The organism is Maribellus sp. YY47 (assembly GCF_023111095.1).
In the GTDB taxonomy this organism is placed as follows: domain Bacteria; phylum Bacteroidota; class Bacteroidia; order Bacteroidales; family Prolixibacteraceae; genus Draconibacterium.
This window is the reverse complement of record NZ_JALGYW010000002.1, coordinates 191,489-210,290: the sequence shown is the minus strand read 5'-3', so window position 1 is coordinate 210,290 and position 18,802 is coordinate 191,489. Positions and strand designations below refer to the sequence as shown.

At 42.0% G+C, this 18,802-nt stretch carries 17 protein-coding genes; 8 read left to right on the top strand and 9 right to left on the bottom strand.

Annotated features, from left to right (window positions below; translation table 11 throughout):
* Positions 1-74 precede the first annotated feature (74 nt).
* The 3 genes from MR764_RS02335 to MR764_RS02325 all read left to right on the top strand — a co-directional run bounded on the left by MR764_RS02335 (position 75) and on the right by MR764_RS02325 (position 4,395).
* Positions 75-1,613 carry an OmpA family protein gene (locus MR764_RS02335; RefSeq protein ID WP_247977779.1) on the top strand — a complete coding sequence of 513 codons (1,539 nt, stop codon included), beginning with the start codon at positions 75-77 and terminating at the stop codon, positions 1,611-1,613.
* A gap of 73 nt (positions 1,614-1,686) precedes the next feature.
* Positions 1,687-2,772: a DNA polymerase IV gene (dinB, locus tag MR764_RS02330; RefSeq protein ID WP_247977778.1), complete on the top strand. Its 1,086-nt coding sequence runs from the start codon at positions 1,687-1,689 to the stop codon at positions 2,770-2,772.
* A 615-nt stretch (positions 2,773-3,387) separates the two neighbouring features.
* Positions 3,388-4,395, top strand: a complete 1,008-nt coding sequence (locus MR764_RS02325) for an alpha/beta fold hydrolase (RefSeq protein ID WP_247977777.1) — start codon at positions 3,388-3,390, stop codon at positions 4,393-4,395.
* Here MR764_RS02325 and pgl read toward each other — a convergent pair.
* From pgl to mutY, 7 genes are read right to left on the bottom strand one after another with little or no spacing between them, the layout of a single operon-like run.
* A complete protein-coding gene (pgl, locus tag MR764_RS02320; protein ID WP_247977776.1) occupies positions 4,392-5,123 on the bottom strand; it encodes a 6-phosphogluconolactonase in 732 nt (243 codons plus the stop codon). The two genes, MR764_RS02325 and pgl, sit on opposite strands and share 4 nt — an antisense overlap.
* Before the next feature lie 36 nt (positions 5,124-5,159).
* Positions 5,160-6,656, bottom strand: a complete 1,497-nt coding sequence (zwf, locus tag MR764_RS02315; protein ID WP_247977775.1) for a glucose-6-phosphate dehydrogenase — start codon at positions 6,654-6,656, stop codon at positions 5,160-5,162.
* A 5-nt stretch (positions 6,657-6,661) separates the two neighbouring features.
* Positions 6,662-7,300, bottom strand: coding sequence for a 4'-phosphopantetheinyl transferase superfamily protein (locus MR764_RS02310; RefSeq protein ID WP_247977774.1), 639 nt, complete (start codon positions 7,298-7,300; stop codon positions 6,662-6,664).
* Complete coding sequence (gene gldD / locus MR764_RS02305; protein WP_247977773.1) at positions 7,300-7,884, bottom strand: gliding motility lipoprotein GldD; 585 nt, start codon at positions 7,882-7,884, stop codon at positions 7,300-7,302. Before gldD ends, MR764_RS02310 begins: the two co-directional genes overlap by 1 nt.
* A gap of 39 nt (positions 7,885-7,923) precedes the next feature.
* A complete protein-coding gene (gene gldE, locus MR764_RS02300) occupies positions 7,924-9,243 on the bottom strand; it encodes a gliding motility-associated protein GldE (RefSeq protein WP_247977772.1) in 1,320 nt (439 codons plus the stop codon).
* Positions 9,244-9,258: 15 nt separating this feature from the next.
* Complete coding sequence (locus MR764_RS02295) at positions 9,259-9,708, bottom strand: single-stranded DNA-binding protein (protein WP_247977771.1); 450 nt, start codon at positions 9,706-9,708, stop codon at positions 9,259-9,261.
* Positions 9,709-9,765: 57 nt separating this feature from the next.
* On the bottom strand, positions 9,766-10,818 hold the full coding sequence (gene mutY, locus MR764_RS02290; protein WP_247977770.1) for an A/G-specific adenine glycosylase: 1,053 nt from the start codon (positions 10,816-10,818) through the stop codon (positions 9,766-9,768).
* Between the two features lie 137 nt (positions 10,819-10,955).
* On the opposite strand from mutY, the gene MR764_RS02285 reads away from it, so the two are divergent.
* From MR764_RS02285 to MR764_RS02265, 5 genes are all read left to right on the top strand, one after another.
* On the top strand, positions 10,956-11,243 hold the full coding sequence (locus tag MR764_RS02285; protein WP_167605575.1) for an HU family DNA-binding protein: 288 nt from the start codon (positions 10,956-10,958) through the stop codon (positions 11,241-11,243).
* 4 nt (positions 11,244-11,247) lie between these two features.
* The gene (locus MR764_RS20340) at positions 11,248-11,340 is read left to right on the top strand and encodes an AURKAIP1/COX24 domain-containing protein (protein WP_202914927.1); all 93 of its coding nucleotides are present in this window, start codon (positions 11,248-11,250) and stop codon (positions 11,338-11,340) included.
* 120 nt (positions 11,341-11,460) lie between these two features.
* Positions 11,461-13,011, top strand: a complete 1,551-nt coding sequence (locus MR764_RS02275; RefSeq protein ID WP_247977769.1) for an Rne/Rng family ribonuclease — start codon at positions 11,461-11,463, stop codon at positions 13,009-13,011.
* A gap of 198 nt (positions 13,012-13,209) precedes the next feature.
* A complete protein-coding gene (locus tag MR764_RS02270) occupies positions 13,210-15,150 on the top strand; it encodes a cytochrome c biogenesis protein CcdA (RefSeq protein WP_247977768.1) in 1,941 nt (646 codons plus the stop codon).
* Between the two features lie 105 nt (positions 15,151-15,255).
* A complete protein-coding gene (locus tag MR764_RS02265; protein WP_247977767.1) occupies positions 15,256-15,891 on the top strand; it encodes an isochorismatase family protein in 636 nt (211 codons plus the stop codon).
* A 74-nt stretch (positions 15,892-15,965) separates the two neighbouring features.
* On the opposite strand, the gene MR764_RS02260 is transcribed toward MR764_RS02265, so the two are convergent.
* On the bottom strand, positions 15,966-17,258 hold the full coding sequence (locus MR764_RS02260; protein ID WP_247977766.1) for an aminotransferase class I/II-fold pyridoxal phosphate-dependent enzyme: 1,293 nt from the start codon (positions 17,256-17,258) through the stop codon (positions 15,966-15,968).
* 201 nt (positions 17,259-17,459) lie between these two features.
* Positions 17,460-18,800 carry an ATP-binding protein gene (locus MR764_RS02255; RefSeq protein WP_247977765.1) on the bottom strand — a complete coding sequence of 447 codons (1,341 nt, stop codon included), beginning with the start codon at positions 18,798-18,800 and terminating at the stop codon, positions 17,460-17,462.
* Positions 18,801-18,802 lie beyond the last annotated feature (2 nt).

Below are 18,802 nucleotides of genomic sequence, written 5' to 3'. Positions count from 1 at the left end.
ATTAAGAAGCCATATAGGTATTCTTAATATTATTATGTTAGTATGATTTCATTAAATCCTAAATTCAATCGATCATGAAAAAATTACTACTTTTTTTAGTGGGGATTGCCCCGCTTATGTTAACCGCTCAGAATAAATGCATGTATTTTGAGAAAATGGTTGAGCTAAAAAGTGAAAAGACAAATTTAAACACCTCCCAAAGCGATTTTGGTCCGGCTTTCGTTCAAAATGAATTGTGGTACTCTGCTTATACCGCTGAAGAAATTGAAATGCTGAACAGTGGAACCAAGAAAAAGATTTACTACAATCTATATTCTTCCGCTACCGATGCGAAGGGAAATGTTATTGGAGACAAAAAAGTGGAAATGGCCGACATTAGCGAGGGCTATCATGCCGGGCCTGTTTCGTATTGTGCAGCCACCGGTGAGTTGTTTGTAACCTTAAGCAATTTTGAAAACCCGGAAGTTCGCAACAAGGTTTATCAAAAAGCGGACATTCGCCTGAAAGTAATTATTGCCAAAAATCAAGGCGGCGTATGGACGAAAGTAGGGGAATTGCCTTTTAATGATCCTACCTATTCCGTTGGACATCCTTCGGTAACATCAACCGGAGATACACTTTACTTTGCTTCCGATATTCCGGACAAAGGACTTGGAGGAACAGATATTTACATGGCTGTTCGTCAGAATGGTACTTGGGGCGAAATGATTAACCTGGGAGATAAAATCAACACTTCGGGCGACGATATGTTCCCCTTTATCTACAAGGATAAACTACTTATTTTTGCTTCGAACGGAAGAGGAAGTGGCGACGACCTTGATTTGTATGCTGCCGGTTTAATGGGCGATAAGATTATGGAACCCAATGCCATAAGTGAATTGAATTCAGATGGCGATGATTTCGCTTTTGTTATTCACCCAACAGAAGAGGTTGGATATTATACTTCGGATAAATCGGGTGGAGAAGGTAGCGACGACATTTATAAAGTGTTGATCACCAAACTGGGCAAATACGAACTTGAACTGGTTGTAAAAGATCGGAAAACAAATGAAATTGTTCCGGATGCTAAAGTTCAACTCGATAATAACTGGCTAACAGCTTCAGCAGGTGTATTTAAGACAGAGCTGGCAAAAGAAACTACATACACTGCAAAAACCGATATGGACGGGTATGTGAACGATTCCAAATCGCTTACAACTGTTGGGAAACCTTTTGGGGTAATCAAAGAAACTCTATGGGTTGAAAAAGTGAGAGAAAAAATTGTATTGGAGAATATCTATTACGACTTTGATAAATGGAATATTTTGCCGGAATCGGAAGTGGAACTCGATAAACTGGTGAAAATAATGAAAGACAATCCGGGATGGAAAGCTGAATTAGGCTCACATACCGACTGTCGTGGTAGCGATGCATACAACGAGATTTTGAGCCAGAAACGTTCTGATTCGGCAGTGGCTTACATCGTAAGTAAGGGAATTTCTGCCGACCGTATCATTGCCAAAGGTTATGGCGAAACTCAGTTGGTTAACAAATGCGACGATGGTGTACCTTGCTCAGCAGCAGAACACCGCAAAAACCGTCGTACCGAATTTATAATACTGGAAAAGAATTAGGATAAATTATACTGATCTTTCTTGGAGCTGTTCATGCGTGGACAGCTCTTTTTTTGTGCTATTTTTGACAAGAATGGAGCAGACCGGCAACATAAAAAAGATTATACACATCGATATGGATGCGTTTTATGCATCTGTGGAACAGCATGATCAGCCCGATTTAAAAGGGAAACCAGTAGTGGTAGGCGGAAAAGGCGACCGGGGAGTGATTGCTGCAGCCAGCTACGAGGCCCGGAAATATGGTGTTCGCTCGGCCATGTCGTCAAAAGTTGCGCTACGGAAGTGCCCAACTCTTATTTTTGTTCCCCCCCGCTTTGAACGCTATAAAGAAATATCGCATCAAATCAGGAATATTTTTTATGAATATACCGACCTGGTTGAACCGCTTTCGCTGGACGAAGCCTACCTCGATGTTACTTATGCAAAAAAAGGAAAGCCATCAGCCACATTAATTGCCCGACAAATCAAAAAGCAGATTTTTGAGGAAACCGGATTGACGGCTTCAGCCGGTGTGTCGTACAATAAGTTTCTGGCCAAAGTAGCCTCCGATGTCAATAAACCCAACGGTATTTTTGTGGTCACACCCGAGCAGGCTATGGATTTTATTGATAACCTGGAGGTAAAGAAATTTTACGGAATTGGAAAAGTTACGGCAGAAAAACTCAATAAACTCGGAATTTGGTTTGGACGCGATTTAAAAAAGATCGATCGGCTGGAGCTTGTGCGGATGTTTGGAAAAGCCGGGAATTACTATTACGAGATCTGCCGGGGAGAAGATCACCGGGAGGTGGAACCCTCACGCGAAAGAAAATCAGTTGGAGCCGAAGATACATTTTCAACCGACCTTTACCGCGAAGAAGAACTGGAGGCCGAGCTTTTAAAAATAGCGGACAAAGTTTGGGAAAGAGCCAGCCGGTCGCAGGTGAAAGCCAAAACCCTCACGCTTAAATTTAAATATGCCGATTTTGAACAACACACCCGTAGTAAAACGTTGGAGCCCTGCTATCATTCGAAAAGTGTTTTTATCGACGAAAGCAAAAAACTACTCCGCGTTGAAGGTGGTTTTACAAAAGGCATTCGCTTATTGGGACTTACTTTGTCGAACTTTATAACCGACGACATTACTCCCAAAGCTGTTCAGCTGGTGATTGAGTTTTAATCAAATAACTCCATACTGGTTGTCACCGGGCTTTTGTTATATCCTCCCCTGAAAAAGAGGTAAAATATTTATGAAATTGCCCCGCAACAATTTTACCGACCGGGAGCCATAAATTTTATTCCGCTGCCGCAGTTGTGCTGCACCGGGTTGAGAAAAATTGGACCCATGTTGCAGTTGTGCGAAGGGGGTGCAACAAAAATTTTTTGCCATTTACAGAACCCCGGGGAGCCAACCAGCACTATTATTCATACTTACACAGCTGCGCGAAGGCTTTCACAACATATTTTTGCACCTTGCAAGACTGCGGGAGGCAATCAATAGAATTTTTTGCCCTTTACAGGTTTGCGACAGGCCTCCGGGAAAGTTTTCAGGGCAATTGCAAAACTGTGGGAGGATTTAGAGACAGTAAGCCAGAGTGTTTGGGCAAAAACGGGGTGATAGTCAGGCCCGCTATTGGAAGACACTGACACTATTCGGCCTAATCAAATATTTTCTCGTGCTTTTCAAGGGGCTACTGCCTTTTCTTATCGTGACAGTTTTAATTCTTTTTCTGCTTTTTGCAAAAGATATATGAAGGAACTCTTGTATCTTTCATCAAATTTAGGATTCATAGTTATGAGACGCATCAAACGCATTGTCGGAATACTTATCGTTTTTTTAGTGGTTGTTTATTTTCTGGGCCCAAAACCTTCCAGGCCTGAATTGAAAAAAGATCTCCCATCCATATCTGCCAGTCTTTCAACGATGGAAGATTATATTCAGAAAAAGGAAGCTGCTTTCACGATTAAACCGGACAACGAATCCCGGATTATTTGGGCGAATGATTCGGTGAAGGAACGCACCGATTACTGTTTATTGTATCTGCATGGATTTTCCGCGTCGTGGTACGAAGGGTACCCGTCAAATGTGGAATTTGCCCGCAGGTTTGGATGTAATTTGTATGCGCCCCGTTTATACGATCATGGTTTGGAAACCGAAGATGCTTTACTAAATATGACGCCTGATCATTTATGGGAATCGGCAAAAGAAGCGTTGATGATTGCACGCAGCTTAGGGAAAAAGGTGATCATTATGAGCACATCAACCGGTGGAACCTTAGGATTGAAACTGGCTGCCGACTTTCCGGAATATGTGGATGGACTCATTCTGTATTCTCCGAATATCCGGATTAACGATAACACTGTTTGGATTCTGCCCAAACACTGGGGCCTGCAAATCGGGCGAAAAGTTACCGGAAGCAAATACCGGATTACCAGCGAAGATTTTAATTCGAAAGATTGTCAGTACTGGAATTGTAAATACCGGCTGGAGGCCGTGATGTATCTTGAGCAGCTGGTGAAGGCAACCATGAACAATGAAACGTATAAAAACGTAACAGCGCCGGTTTTTCTCGGATACTACTATAAAGATGAAGAGCATCAGGATCAAACGGTAAGGGTAGATGCCATGCTTACCATGTTTGATCAGCTGGGCACCCTTTCATCGGATAAGGTAAAAAGAGCTTTTCCTGAAGCCGGAGGTCATGTTATTGGATGCGAACTAACCTCGGGCTGCGTGGATGAAGTAATTGCCGAAACCATCAAATTTGGAGAAGATGTGCTGGGTATGGTTTCGGTAAACTAGGAAATCAGCGAAGCCGCTGCTTCATCCAGAAACCAAGTCAAATCTCCGTTAACGGGAGAGATGTAATACGCCGGAAGCAATTTGGCGGCCTCATTGTCGTTCATGATTTCCGAAACCCGCATGGCTTTATTTTCTCCGGTAACCAAAAAGTAAATCCGGTTTGCATTGTTCAGCACATGCCCGGTTAAGGTAATCCGCTTTTGGCCCGTGAGCGGATGCTCGGCTACGGCACAATTTTCAGGGTGATCAAATAATTCAAGCTGATCGGGAAATATCGATGCGGTATGTCCGTCGTCACCCAATCCGAGAATGATCAAATCAAAAACAGGTTCTTTTCCTCTTGAGTTTAGTGTGTCGTCAATCTCGTTGGAATAACGGAGAGCTTCCAGTTCGGGATCTTCCTCTCCGTGAATCCGGTGAATGTTTTTCTCCGGAATATCAATGTGCGAGATCAGGTAATCCAACGTCATTTTGTAGTTACTTTGTTCCGAAGTTGGAGGTACGCAACGTTCATCTCCCCACCACAAATGAATACGGTCCCACGGAATTTCGTCTTTGTATTTTTCACTGATCTTTTCAAACAAACCCTTTGGCGAGTTCCCGCCTGAAAGTGCGATATCGAAGTTTTTCTGAGTTGAATCAGAAGTAAGCTGGATGATACTTTTGGCAATGGCATTGTACACCTTCTTCGGATTCTTGAAGATTTTTACTTCCGTTTCTTTTGTCATGTCCGTTAAATATCTGTTGATGTTGAAAGATAAAAATTAAAGTTCACAATACAATCCGTCGTTGGTCAGATTTTTACAGGGATATCTCCACGATCCGTTGATTATCAGGTGCTCTGCTTCCTCTGGTCCCCATGTTCCGGCCGGATATCCGTAAATCGGAATTTCGGGATTTGTTTTCCAGGCGTTGATTATCGGCTGCACAAATTTCCATGCTTGTTCAACTGCATCGCCCCGGGCATAAAGCGTTGCATCTCCTGTCATGCAGTCGAGCAAAAGGCGTTCGTAGGCAGCCGGAACGGTGGTATTGGCCAAATCGGAATAATGAAAATCCATGTTTACGGTTTGAACATTGAAGCCTGCACCCGGTGTTTTCATTCCGAATTTCAGCAAAATTCCCTCGTCGGGTTGAATCCTTATGATCAATTGGTTATGGTTGTGCTGATCGGTGTTGTTGCCAAACAAATGATGCGGAACCTTCCGGAAGGTGATTACAATTTCGGTAACACGTGTGGGAAGTTTTTTCCCTGTTCTGATCAGGAACGGAACGCCGGCCCAACGCCAGTTATCGATAAAAAACTTCAGCGCCACAAATGTTTCTGTTCTCGAAAGCCGGTCAACTCCCTCTTCGTCGCGGTAAGCTGCAGCCGCTTCCCCTTTGATGGTGGAAGCAGTATACTGTCCGCGAATCACATATTTTGACACTTCGTTTTCGCGGATGGGGCGTATCGACTGAAATACTTTCAGAATTTCGTTACGAATCGCATCGGCTTCCACCACTACGGGTGGTTCCATGGCCACAAATCCGGCAACCTGCAATAAATGATTCTGAACCATGTCGCGCAAAGCCCCGGAATGATCGTAGTAACCGCCACGGCTTTCCACACCCAGACTCTCGGCCGAAGTAATTTCCACCCGCTCAATGTAGCGGCGGTTCCACAACGGTTCAAAAATTCCGTTCGAAAACCGAGTCACCAACATATTTTGTACGGTCTCTTTTCCCAGGTAATGATCGATTCGGTAAATCTGTTCTTCTGCAAAATAATTCAGCAGCTGAACATTTAATTCTTTTGCCGAGTCGAGGTCAGTACCAAATGGTTTTTCAACAATCAGGCGGCGAAAATGCTGGTCCGATTTTGAAAGCCCGTTTTTACAAAGAAACTTTGGAATGACCGAATACAGCGACGGAGGCGTGGAAAGATAAAAGACATAGTTTTTATCAATGCCATTGGTGTCGGCAATCTCATCCAGGCGGTTTTTTAGCGGAATAAAATCATCGGGCGTATTGTTTTGAACCGATTGGTAATAGAGCATCTTTTTGAAATCATCGATTGAATCATGGTTTTCCAGAAATTCATCGGCACGATCCCTGAATTCGTCATCGCTTAACTTCGAACGCGATGCTCCCAGTACTGCGAATTTTTCAGGCAATAATTTGCGTTTGTACAATTCGTAAAGAGCGGGGATTAGTTTGCGTTTGGTGAGGTCGCCCGAAGCGCCAAATATGATCAGGATTTGATTCTCTACTTGTTTCATGTCACTTAAATTTCTTGTTCAACACAATATACCAGTACATTGTTTTCGAGGGGAAAATAGTACAGAAGGTATTTGTAGTTTCTTTCGGTGAGTTGCAGTGTGGCCGTAAAACTGCCTTCGCGGCCCGGAACAAAAGTATCGATAAGAATTTGTTCCCTGAAATTGATGCCGTGTGCATCGGTGCATTTAAAAATGGCTTCCTTGGCAGCCCAGAAAAGTACTCGGGCAAATTGTGGATTGTCGAGTTTTTCAATCAGCGCTTTTTCCTTTTGGCTAAGAAACCGGTCAGCCACACGATTCATGTTTCTGTCGCATTGCTCAATATCAATTCCTATTTTTTTATCCGAAAGGAAAACAACGGCATAATTGGCCGAGTGTGAGATGCTGATGTTGGTTATTTCCTCCGGTAAATAAGGTTTTCCTAATGACGTATAGCAGATTTCCTGTTTGCCGTTTTTCAACGCGGATAATAAAATGCGCGTAGTAAGGAATTCCTTCTGGCGTTTTTCTGCTTTTAACTGACTGTATTGAGTGGTTTCATCCTCAGAAAGCGCCAGTCGTGACAGCAAAATCTCGGGTGTTTCGGCGAGCTGCCAAATCCCGATTTTCCCATCCTTGTTTTCAATGGTTCTGATAAAGGGCATTACTTCCAGCTTGTGGTTTCAATCAAACGAATAACATCGGGTTCCAGGAAATCGATAACCGGGCGAAGCGAATCGATGTCAGGTACCTCGCGAATATAGAATGCGCCACGCAAAAAATGTTGCGTGCTGTCGGTCAGAAAAAATTGCATCGGCGAAGCGGCATTGCCCCGAATCTGGTAAATGGTGCCATAAACATTTTCGGCGTTATTAATAAATATCCGCTCATCGATAGCGCTTGCCTTAATCGAGTGTTCGTAGGCGAGTCGCCGGGTTTCTTCCATTAACTCGATCAAAAATTCACGGTTGGTTTTACCGTTTTTTTTCAGATCGTAATAAGAAATATGAAACTCTGCTTTGTTTTCCGGTATTTCTACATTTATCCAATACGGTTGATCCGGATTTCTGGAATCGTGTTGAATGGAGGAGTAATCCGGAATATCAAACGAATACGGATAATTTCCGAGTATTTGGGAATAGCTTTTTTGCGGGAAATCGATGCGGAAAAATCCTCTTGGTTTTGGCGTATATGTTTCCCTGCATCCTGCAAATATCATTACGAGTAATAGAATCCTCCAAATCCTCATGCTGATTGATTTTGGTGTAAAACGTAGTAAAGACAAGGTTTATTTAATCGCAACCTTGATTTGTTTGATCCGGCGGTTGTCCACTTCTTTAATGGTGAACGTAAATTGTTTGCATTTGATTTCTTCGTTCACTTTCGGAATTTCGCCCCTTAATTCGAGTATCAGGCCCGCCAGCGTATCTGCATCTCCTTTTACTTCGTCAAACAAGGTATCGTCGGTTTCGGTGATCCGGTAAAAATCGCCGAGTAAAACCTTGGCATCAAAAACATAGGTTTTATCGTTGATTTGAGTGAAGAACTTTTCCTCTTCGTCAAATTCGTCGGTAATGTCGCCCACAATTTCTTCCAGAATATCTTCGAGGGTGACGATTCCTGAAGTTCCACCGTATTCATCCACTACTACAGCGAGGTGAACTTTTGTTTTCTGGAACTCTTCCAGCAGCGAACTGATTTTTTTGGTGTCAGGTACATAAAACGGCGGACGGATAAGCGTTTGCCACTTAAACACGTTTGTTTTATGACTGTGAGGTAAAATGTCTTTGATGTACAGAATTCCGCTGACATTATCAAAACTGTCGATGTACACCGGAATTCGCGAATAGCCCGATTCGATGATGATCCGGATCACTTCATCAAATTCTGTTTTGATGTCGATGGCCACCACGTCAACCCGAGGTTTCATGATTTCGCTAACATCCTTGTTCCCAAACTTTACGATTCCCTCCAGGATGTCTTTTTCTTCGGAGAGCTCGTGTTCTGAAGTCAGTTCCAGCGCCTGCGAAATATCGTCCATCGACAAATTTTTGTGGTGCTTTTGTAATCTGCGGTTCACAAAACCAGTCGAATAAATAAGCAAGGCGTTTAAGGGCCGGAACAATTTTGCTAATGTTTGCAAAGGCAGGGCCATTGTTTTGGCAAAGCGCAAGGCAAAATGTGTGGCGTAAACTTTTGGGAAAATTTCGCCAAAAAGTAAAAGAAAGAAAGTGATCAGAACCACCTGGAAAACAAATTCCAGCATCGGAGCTTTAACAAACGTAACCAGGTTGTTGGAGATGTATGCGGTTAAAATGATAATTCCAACATTTACAAAATTATTGGTTACCAATATGGTGGCCAGCAGACGTTCCGGGTTTGCGAGATTATCCAAAACGCGTTGATTGGTCTTGCTTTTCTTTTTTAGCTTCTCTTTTTCGGTAGCGCTTAGCGAAAAGTAAGCCACTTCCGATCCGCTGATCATTGCCGAGCTCAACAATAACAACAACACGATAATCAGTGCAACAAAAATTCCCGGAGTCAGAGGGTGAAATTCAACGTTCCAGCCTTCAAAAAGGGTGGAAGCAAGCGGCGGTTCTGTTTCCAAAATCAGTTAATTTAATTAAAACGGTAAATCCTCGTCTCCTTCGGGTTCTTCAATATCGGGCTGACTAACCTGTGGAGAATTGGATGGGGACTGAGATACATTTGAGTTGTTATCGGCACCCGCCTGTTGATTGCCGGAAGCTGAGCCAAGCATCTGCATAACATCACCGTAGATTTCGGTTGTGTAACGCTTGTTGCCGTCTTTGTCGTCGTACGAACGGGTTCTGATTCTCCCTTCAATATACAACTGGCGACCTTTGGTTACATATTTTTCTGCAACATCGGCCAGTCCTCTCCACAAAACAATATTGTGCCATTCGGTGGTGGTTACTTTTTCTCCGTTTTTGGCGGTATAAGTTTCCGAAGTTGCCAATGGAAAATTGGCCACTGCAACACCATTGTCTAAGTGTCTGACTTCCGGGTCTTTGCCCACGTTTCCAACAAGAATAACTTTGTTTACTGACATGATTTTAATTTTTAATGGTTAACATTATTGTACGGATGAATTTTTCATCTCCAATATTTATTCTCCTAATTTATAATCTTTTAAAAAGAGTTCCACTAACCGAGGTACAGCAAATTTAGAAATATCTTTTTTATTTACCCGTAAGAGGGCTTTGCTAATCACTGATTCTTCTGAAATTTCTGCGCGAATTGTCCGTGCCATTATAATACGGTGACTCAAAATATGTTTTCTGGTTTCCGAAACCGCAGTTATATTATACTTTCCTCGACTAAGAAAAGGGATCTCGCAGTTGAGTATTTCCTGATCACTTAACTCCCGATCGGATTCCAGCAGCGGCAGCTGGTAAAGGTTTTTCCAGATATCATTTTGGGTTCGTTTCTCCATTAATATAGTGCTCCCGCTTTCAAGGAGGTAATAATAAAAATAGCGCAACGACTGCCTGGTCTTTTTCTCTTTTACCGGAAGGTTGGAAACAAGGTCGTTGGCAAATGCATGACAAGAGGAATGCAAAGGACATTCAAAACATTTGGGTGATTTCGGAACGCATTGCAGGGCTCCGAATTCCATGAGCGCCTGGTTGTGTAATCCCGGAGCGTTTTTGTCGAGCACTTCGTTTGCAAGCAGGGTAAACTCCTTTTTGCCTTGTGTTGAATCGATAGGAGTTGCAATTCCAAAATAACGCGAAAGTACACGGTACACATTCCCGTCGATGGTGGCGAAGGGAAGGGAAAAGGCTATGGAAGCGATGGCTGCGGCGGTATACGGCCCAATGCCTTTAAGTTTTATGATGGTTTCATACTTGTTGGGGAAAATTCCCGAATAATTGTTCGCAATGGTTTTTGCCGCGGCATGCAGGTTTCTGGCCCGCGAATAATAGCCCAGTCCCTGCCATAATTTTAGTACCTCGTCTTCATGTGCAGAAGCCAGGTCGGTCACCGTTGGAAACCGCTCAATGAAACGGTGGTAGTAGTCGGTTCCCTGTGCTACCCGCGTTTGTTGAAGTATAATTTCGGAGATCCATATTTTATAGGCATCGTTGGTTTGACGCCAGGGCAAATACCGTTGGTATAAATGATACCATTTATATAGAGCTGTTTTGAATTCTTGCATTTTATCGCTAACCCACTTAAAATCTTGATTAAAACAAAAATAATTTAAATAAAAAGCTTTACTGTGTTTAAAATATTTTTATTTTTGCAGACTCTAATAAAAACGATTAATATATTGAAAATTAAATATTTTAAGAGATGACTAAGGCAGATATTGTAAATGAGATTTCAAAAGAAACTGGAATTGAAAAAGTAACTGTTCAGAAAACAGTGGAAGCTTTTATGGAGACGGTAAAAGATTCACTGGTGGATGGGAAAAATGTTTACCTGAGAGGGTTTGGTAGTTTTGTGGTCAAGAAAAGAGCAGAAAAAACTGCCAGAAATATCTCTAAGAACACTACTATTATTATTCCAGCTCACAATATTCCTTCGTTCAAACCAGCGAAAACATTTGTATCAGAAGTTAAAAACCAAGTAAAAAAATAGAGTTATGCCAAGCGGAAAGAAAAGAAAAAGACACAAGATGGCCACTCATAAGCGCAAAAAAAGATTGCGTAAAAACAGGCACAAAAAGAAAAAATAGAGTTTTAGTTTGTTAAAACTCTGTGAGATATGGTTAAACCTAAGGCATCTGGTGTCTTAGGTTTAATCTGTTATAAACATTAGTATTAATAAATAAAAATTACGTTCTAAAATTTAGGTTGTGAGTAGCGATTTAATAATTGATGTAACTCCTTCCGAAATTGTTATTGCTTTACAGGAAAATAAAAAGCTTGTAGAACTAAGTCGAGAAAGAAGCGGGGCAAAATTTGCTGTCGGGGATATTTATCTCGGGAAAGTAAAAAAAATTATGCCCAGTTTAAACGCAGCGTTCATTGATGTAGGTTACAGTAAGGATGCTTTTTTACATTACCTTGACCTGGGGCCGCAATTCGCCACTTTAAATAAGTTTTTACGAATTGCTTCGTCCCGAAAAAATAAAATTTCTTCCATCTCACGGATACAATCCGAACCCGATATTAACAAGGAAGGTAAGATAAATGAGCTTTTAAAGGTGGGTCAGAAAATTCTGGTACAGGTTGCAAAAGAACCTATTTCGACAAAAGGTCCCAGACTGACTTCCGAAATTTCGATAGCAGGCCGAAACCTGGTTTTGATGCCGTTTAGTGACAAGATTTCAGTGTCGCAGAAAATCAAAACCAACGAAGAAAAAAGCCGGTTGAAAAAACTGGTTCAAAGTATTAAGCCCCGGAAATACGGGGTGATTATCCGTACTGTAGCTGAAGGTAAAAAAGTTGCCGAACTCGATCAGGAACTCCGTCGCTTAGTCGATAAATGGGAAACAACATTTAACAAGCTGCACAAAGTCCAGGCTCCTTCACTTATTATTGGTGAGATTGACCGAACTACAGCTTTGCTGCGCGACATTTATCATCCTGACTTTAACAGTATTATTGTGAACGATCAGTCGGCTTTCGACGAAGTTGCCGATTACATAGGTAGCATTCAACCTGACAAACGTAAAATTGTCAAGTACTACAAGGGACGACAACCTGTTTTCGAACATTATGGAGTAGAAAAACAGATTAAAGCGTCCTTCGGGAAAACAGTTTCCTTTAAAGATGGTGCCTATTTAATTGTAGAACATACTGAAGCGTTTCATGTAATAGACGTTAACAGCGGAAACCGGGCAAGGGCCGGAAACGACCAGGAGTCGAATGCCCTTGAAGTGAACCTGGCCGCCTGTGACGAAATAGCACGACAATTACGGTTGAGGGACATGGGTGGAATCATCGTTATTGATTTCATCGACATGCACGTTGCTGTCAATCGCCAAAAAGTGAATGATCACATGCGCGAAGTGATGGCCAACGACCGGACTAAGCACAACATTTTGCCATTAAGTAAGTTCTGCCTGATGCAGATTACGCGACAACGAGTAAGACCGGAAGAAAAAGTAGAAACGGCTGAAGTTTGTCCAACTTGCAACGGAACCGGTAAAATTGTGCCCTCTGTTTTATTTGCCGACGAAATCGACGGCAAAGTACGATACGCTCTTAAAGAGCTGAATAAAAAGAAATTGCAAATCAAAGTTCATCCATATGTTGCGGCTTTCCTTACCAAAGGTTTTAAAAGCAGACGCAATCAATGGTTTTTTGAATACTTTCGGTGGGTGAACATAGAGAGTAACAGTGCCTATTCTTTTTTGGAATACCACTTTTACGACGAGAATCAGGAAGAAATTATTTTATAGAAGGAAGCCGTTCGTTTGAACGGCTTTTTTTATTTCATGGAAATTATTGCATTTTTACAACTTAAGATGCCTTTTTGACTCTAGCCCGAAAAAGCTGGATCAAAAATTGGCTCAAAAACCTATTGGAATATAAATTGTTTATCGAAGTATTTATATTATTGCATGTATTTTTGTGATTCATTTTAGAAAAAACATAGTATGAAGAAAATAGCTTTTGTACTCGCACTTTTTGTTACCACTTTAGTAGCTCAGGCCCAAATCGTAAATCCCACCAAATGGAGTTTTGATTCAAAGCAAAACGGGAATGAGGTTGATTTAATTTTTGAGGCAACCATTGATGCCGGCTGGCATTTGTACGATACCGATCTTCCGGAAGGTGGTCCCATTGCTACCACTTTCGTTTTTGAAGATTCTACTTTGTTTGATTTTGTTGGGAAAATTCAAAAAGTGCCCGAACCCGAGATTCATTTCGACGAAACTTTTCAACTAAATGTCGGATACTTTGGTGGAAAGGCTGTACTTACCCAGAAAATTAAACTGAAGTCGTCTGATCCGGTGGAGATAAAAGGGTATGTATTGTTTATGAGTTGTAACGATGAAACATGCACGCCGCCCGAAGAAAGTGAGTTTTCGTTTAAATTCAATCAGGATACAAAACCAGCAGTTCCGGCTGAAGGTAAAAATGCAGGTGCCGTTGCAAATGGCGTTGATTCAACCGGTGGACAATCACTGTGGCTTTTTATTTTGATTTCTGCCCTGGCAGGTTTTGCGGCTATTCTAACTCCTTGCGTATTTCCAATGATTCCGATGACGGTTTCGTTTTTTATGCGAGGTAGCGAAAATAGGGGGAAAGCCGTTAAAACCGGTGTGTTTTTCGGACTTTCTATTGTGGCGATTTTTACTTTACTCGGCGCGCTTTTTTCAATCGGAATTTTCGGACCCAATGTGGGAAGTATCTTGAGTACGCACTGGATTCCAAACCTGCTTTTCTTTACGCTATTTCTGGTTTTTGCCATTTCATTTTTTGGAGCATTCGAGATGGTATTACCAAACAGCCTGGTTAACAAAACCGATTCTCAAGCTGATAAGGGGGGACTTATCGGGGCTTTTTTTATGGCGCTTACCACGGTAATTGTATCGTTTTCGTGTACCGGGCCGTTTATTGGAGCCTTGATCATCGAAGCGGTACAACACGGAGGATTACGTCCGTTAATCGGGATGTTTTTCTTTGGACTGGCCTTTGGAACTCCGTTTGCCCTGTTGGCGATTTTCCCGTCAGCACTGAGCAAACTGCCAAAATCAGGTGGATGGCTTAATTCCATCAAAGTTGTTTTCGCTTTCATCTTGCTGGCTTTCGGTTTAAAGTTCCTGAGTAATATTGATCAGGTTTATGGCTTTGAGATTTTAAGCCGTGAGATTTACCTGTCAATCTGGATTGTTGTTTTCTTTCTGTTGGGCATGTATTTCATTGGTAAAATTAAATTCTCTCACGATAGTGATTTACCTTATGTTGGAGTAGGTCGCTTGTTTTTGTCGATCGTAACGTTTACGTTCGTTTTGTACCTGTTTACCGGACTATTCGGAGCGCCTCTGCGTACTATTTCTGCTTTAATTCCACCAGCAAGTACACAAAGTTTTATGGTGGGGAGCAGTACTTCTGCAGCTCATACTCGGGTGCAACAAGCGGAGTGCGGACCGGCTAAATATGCCGATAAACTTCATTTACCTAACGGACTGAGTGGGTATTTTGATTATGAACAAGGACTGGCTTGTGCAAAAGAACAGGGCAAACCGGCCTTGGTTGTGTTTAAAGGACACGCCTGTTCAAACTGCAAAAAGATGGAAAATTCAGTTTGGCTGAATCCTGATGTTATGAAGATGATGTCAGAAAAATATGTAGTGATTGGATTATATACCGACGATCGCACCAAACTAGACGAAAGTGATTGGGTGACTTCGGCCGACGGTAAAGAGTTAAAGACCCTGGGGAAGAAAAATCTCGATATTCAGATTTCAAAATATGGAACCAACAGTATACCTTACCATGTGATCGTAGAGCCCGACGGGACAGAGTATCAAATGGGAGTTACTTTTGAGGATGACGAATTCAAAAGTTTTCTTGAAAAAGGATTGGAATAAGGAAAAGAAAATAAGTAAGAAGCCCGGGTCTGTGATCCGGGTTTTCTTTTTTGGTCAGATTTGAATTTCGGCATAACTTTAGGAAGTATTTAAAACAGTATTGAAATGAGAACAGATGTACTTTTCTGGAACGTAGATACGCAGGTCGATTTTATGGAGCCCGACGGAAAATTGTATGCTCCGGGCGCAGAAACAATAAAGCCGGTATTGAAAAAGCTTACCGATTTTGCTGCCAGTCATAATATTCGGGTGGTTAATACTGCCGACTTTCATTACAAAGGATCAGCCGAACTTTCTGCAAATCCCGATTTTATCCATACTTTCCCGGAACACTGCATGGCTAATACCGCTGGAGCGGAATACGTTGCTGAAACGATCCCTCAAAATCCGTTGACCTTCGATTGGGAGAAAGAATATTCGTCGCTCGAAGGCGTTAAAACAGCCCGTGAAATTGTCATCCGTAAAGATGCTTTTGATGTATTCAAAGGAAATCCATACACCGACGAGATTGTCAGATTGCTTTCGCCCCAAACGGTGATGGTGTATGGCGTTACCACCAATGTTTGTGTTAACGATGCTGTTTTAGGATTGGTAAAAAGGGTGAAAAGGGTTTATGTGGTGGAGGATGCCATAAAAGAACTACCCAATATTCCGCTTCCGTTTGAAAACTGGAAAAAACTGGGGGTGCAAATGATCAGGTTTGAGCAGCTAAAAGAACTAATTGAAAAAGAACGCAGATGACGCTGATTTAACTGATCGTCACCAATATTGCTAATGATGATCTGAAGGATCTGCGTCATCTGCGTGCCAATATTTTATTTTTTACAATCTTTACATGCGTTGTAGATTCCTTCAAACATTTCTTTAACATCTGAAGCAGCAACTGCTGAGAAAGCTACCCGTAAAATGTTTCCAAGGCTGATTACACCAATGCTGTATTTCTGGATCAGCACCTGGCGAACTTCTTCGCCAACCAAACCTTCTGCCAGCTGCACACACATGAAATAGCCCGAGTTATAAGGAATCGCTTCGAAATACTCTATGTATTTTTCTTCTTTCAACGCTTCTTTAACGGCATCGTATCTGCGTTTCATAATCACATACTTCGCTTCTTTTTGTGCCGCATATTCTTCGCTTTCAAATGCAGCAATTAACAGCGACTGCGAAATATTGGCGGCATTCGAGATATTTCCACGGATAGCACCTGCCGTTTTGGACTCAAGAGCGCCGTACAGCGCAGCGTCGCCTCCTTTTATTCCGTAGGTCATAAATCCAACGCGGAAGCCCCAAACATAGTCTTCTTTGGTGGCGCCATCTATTTTTACTGCCAGTACATTTTCGTGTAACTGCGAAAGCGGAGCAAAAATACTTTCCTGTGCAATTCCTTCTTCGAAAACCAGTCCGAAATAAGCATCGTCGGTAATGGCTACAATTTTATTGCCTTTGTCAGCCGCTTCTTTTATAATTGCAACAATGGCATCCTGTTCTTCAACAGTAGGGGTATACCCCGATGGGTTGTTCGGGAAATTCAGAATTACCACTTTTTTCCCGATACCACCTTCATTCAACTTGGCTTCAAACGCTTCCAGGTCAAATCCGCCGTTTTTGAACAGGTTGAATTTAGTGATCGCGCAACCGTACATGTTGGTAAGAGTCAGGTTGTAATTTCCCCAGAAAAGATCGGGTACAATTACTTCGTCCTGCTGATCGCAAAACATATATCCGGCCATGCTGATACCATGTGTCAATGCATTGGTAACCACCGGCAAGCTGATTTCAACATCCTTTAACGAAGGATTCTTTTCATAAATCATGCTTTTCCACTTGGCACGAATGTCCGGGCGTCCAAAACTCGGGGCATACGGAAATACCAGTCCCGGGTCCATGTTGATCTTTGAGGCAATCGATTCCAAACGCATCGGTGTACCATCGTCTTCAACGGCAGCACCAATCGTTGCATTTATTTTTGTGCCTTTTGCTTCGGCTGTTTGTCCCAGAATTCCTTTCTTCGGGAAAAAAATACTTTTTCCTCTTTCGGAAAGCATTTCAAAAACAGTCGCGCTTTTTTCCTGGATAATGTTGTTAAGCTCAGCAGCTTGTGGATTCATAATTGCAAATCTTATTAAGTCTATTTGTACCTCTGTTATTTTTGTGCAAGATAGAAAAATGAGATTTAAGTTTTAATGAAGTGTCAGCAAGTTGGGTGTATTTTTGATAAAATGCTAACATTTTCCAAGTTGAGCTTGAAAAAAGTTGCCTGCCGAGGGGGAAAATTGGTTTCGGCTTGTATCTTGTTTCCTTTGTAAATGTCAGAATTCCAATATAAACTTGGTTTGGACTCCCGGCAGAGAAGTCGCTTTTAGCCTTCCTCCGTGTAGAAGCATTATTTGTCGCGAAAGACTTAACCCAATTCCGGAACCCGATTCTTTGGTTGTAAAGAACGGAACAAAAATCTTATCCATTATATCTTCCGGAATACCGGGCCCGTTATCGGTGACTGAGATTTGTGCCCGTCCGTTCTCATGGTATTCTCCTTTTATTTTAATGAGGCCTTCTTCGTTGTTTTTCAAGGCTTCCATCGAATTTTTGATCAGGTTGATCATCACCTGCGAAATCTGTTTTTTATCAACTGAAATTTCCAGGTCGGCAGGAAGTAACTCCCAGTCGATTTTTACTTTCTCACTGAGCGGTTCGTATTTGATCAGCGTGATGATACTTTCGATAAGTTGCCCCACTTTAACCGTTTTCTTTTCCGGCGGAGGAATGCGTGTCAGTTTTCGGTAAGTATCCACAAAACCGATCAACCCGGTTCCGCGTTCATTGATAACTTCCAGACCTTTTATCGAATTCGCGATTATCTTTTCGGAGGGCACATTATCTTCCAGGTTTTTAAAATAACCCAATATTGTTTGAGACAGCGAAGTGATTGGGGCTACCGTATTCATAATTTCGTGGGTGAGAACGCGAATCAGTTTAATCCAGCTTTCCAACTCTTTGGTGTCCATTTCATTTTTAATATCATGAAAAGTCACCAGTTGAAGATTGTCGGTGGCGGTTTTAAACCGTGTCGATCTGAGCGAAAGTTGTACAACCCCGGTTTTGTTGTTAAAAGTCACCAGTCGGTTGTCGCCGGGTTGGAGTTCTTTTAAGGTATTAAAAAGCTTTTTATCGATTCTTACGATCTGGTTGATGTGGGTCATATGCTCGTGCCCAAGCAGGTTTTTGGCCGCCGAGTTGGCCAGAAAAATAGTGCCTTTTTCGTTGTAGGTGATAATTCCGGTTGAGACATGTTCCAAAATGGTCTGGAAATAATGCTCTTGCTCGCGCAATTCAAACTTGATTTGTTTTATCAGTTCGTTTACTTTGTTAAGACTTGAATTGAGCTCATTCAATGATTTATTCCCGTTATGTTCCGGAAAATTTAGCGTGGAATCTTCGTTCCGGATGGCATCAAAAAAGTAAGCTATTTTTCGGTTGGTACGGTTGAGAAAGTTGATCAGCTCAATTACCTGGAAAACCAGCACCAAAAACAAAAATCCAACCAGCACATATACCGCAGCGCCCAAAAGTACCCAGCTTAAAAGCAATGCGTTTCCTGTCAGTAAAATAACCCTGGTAATAATTTGTCGGTTGATGTGCCTGCTGACCATGT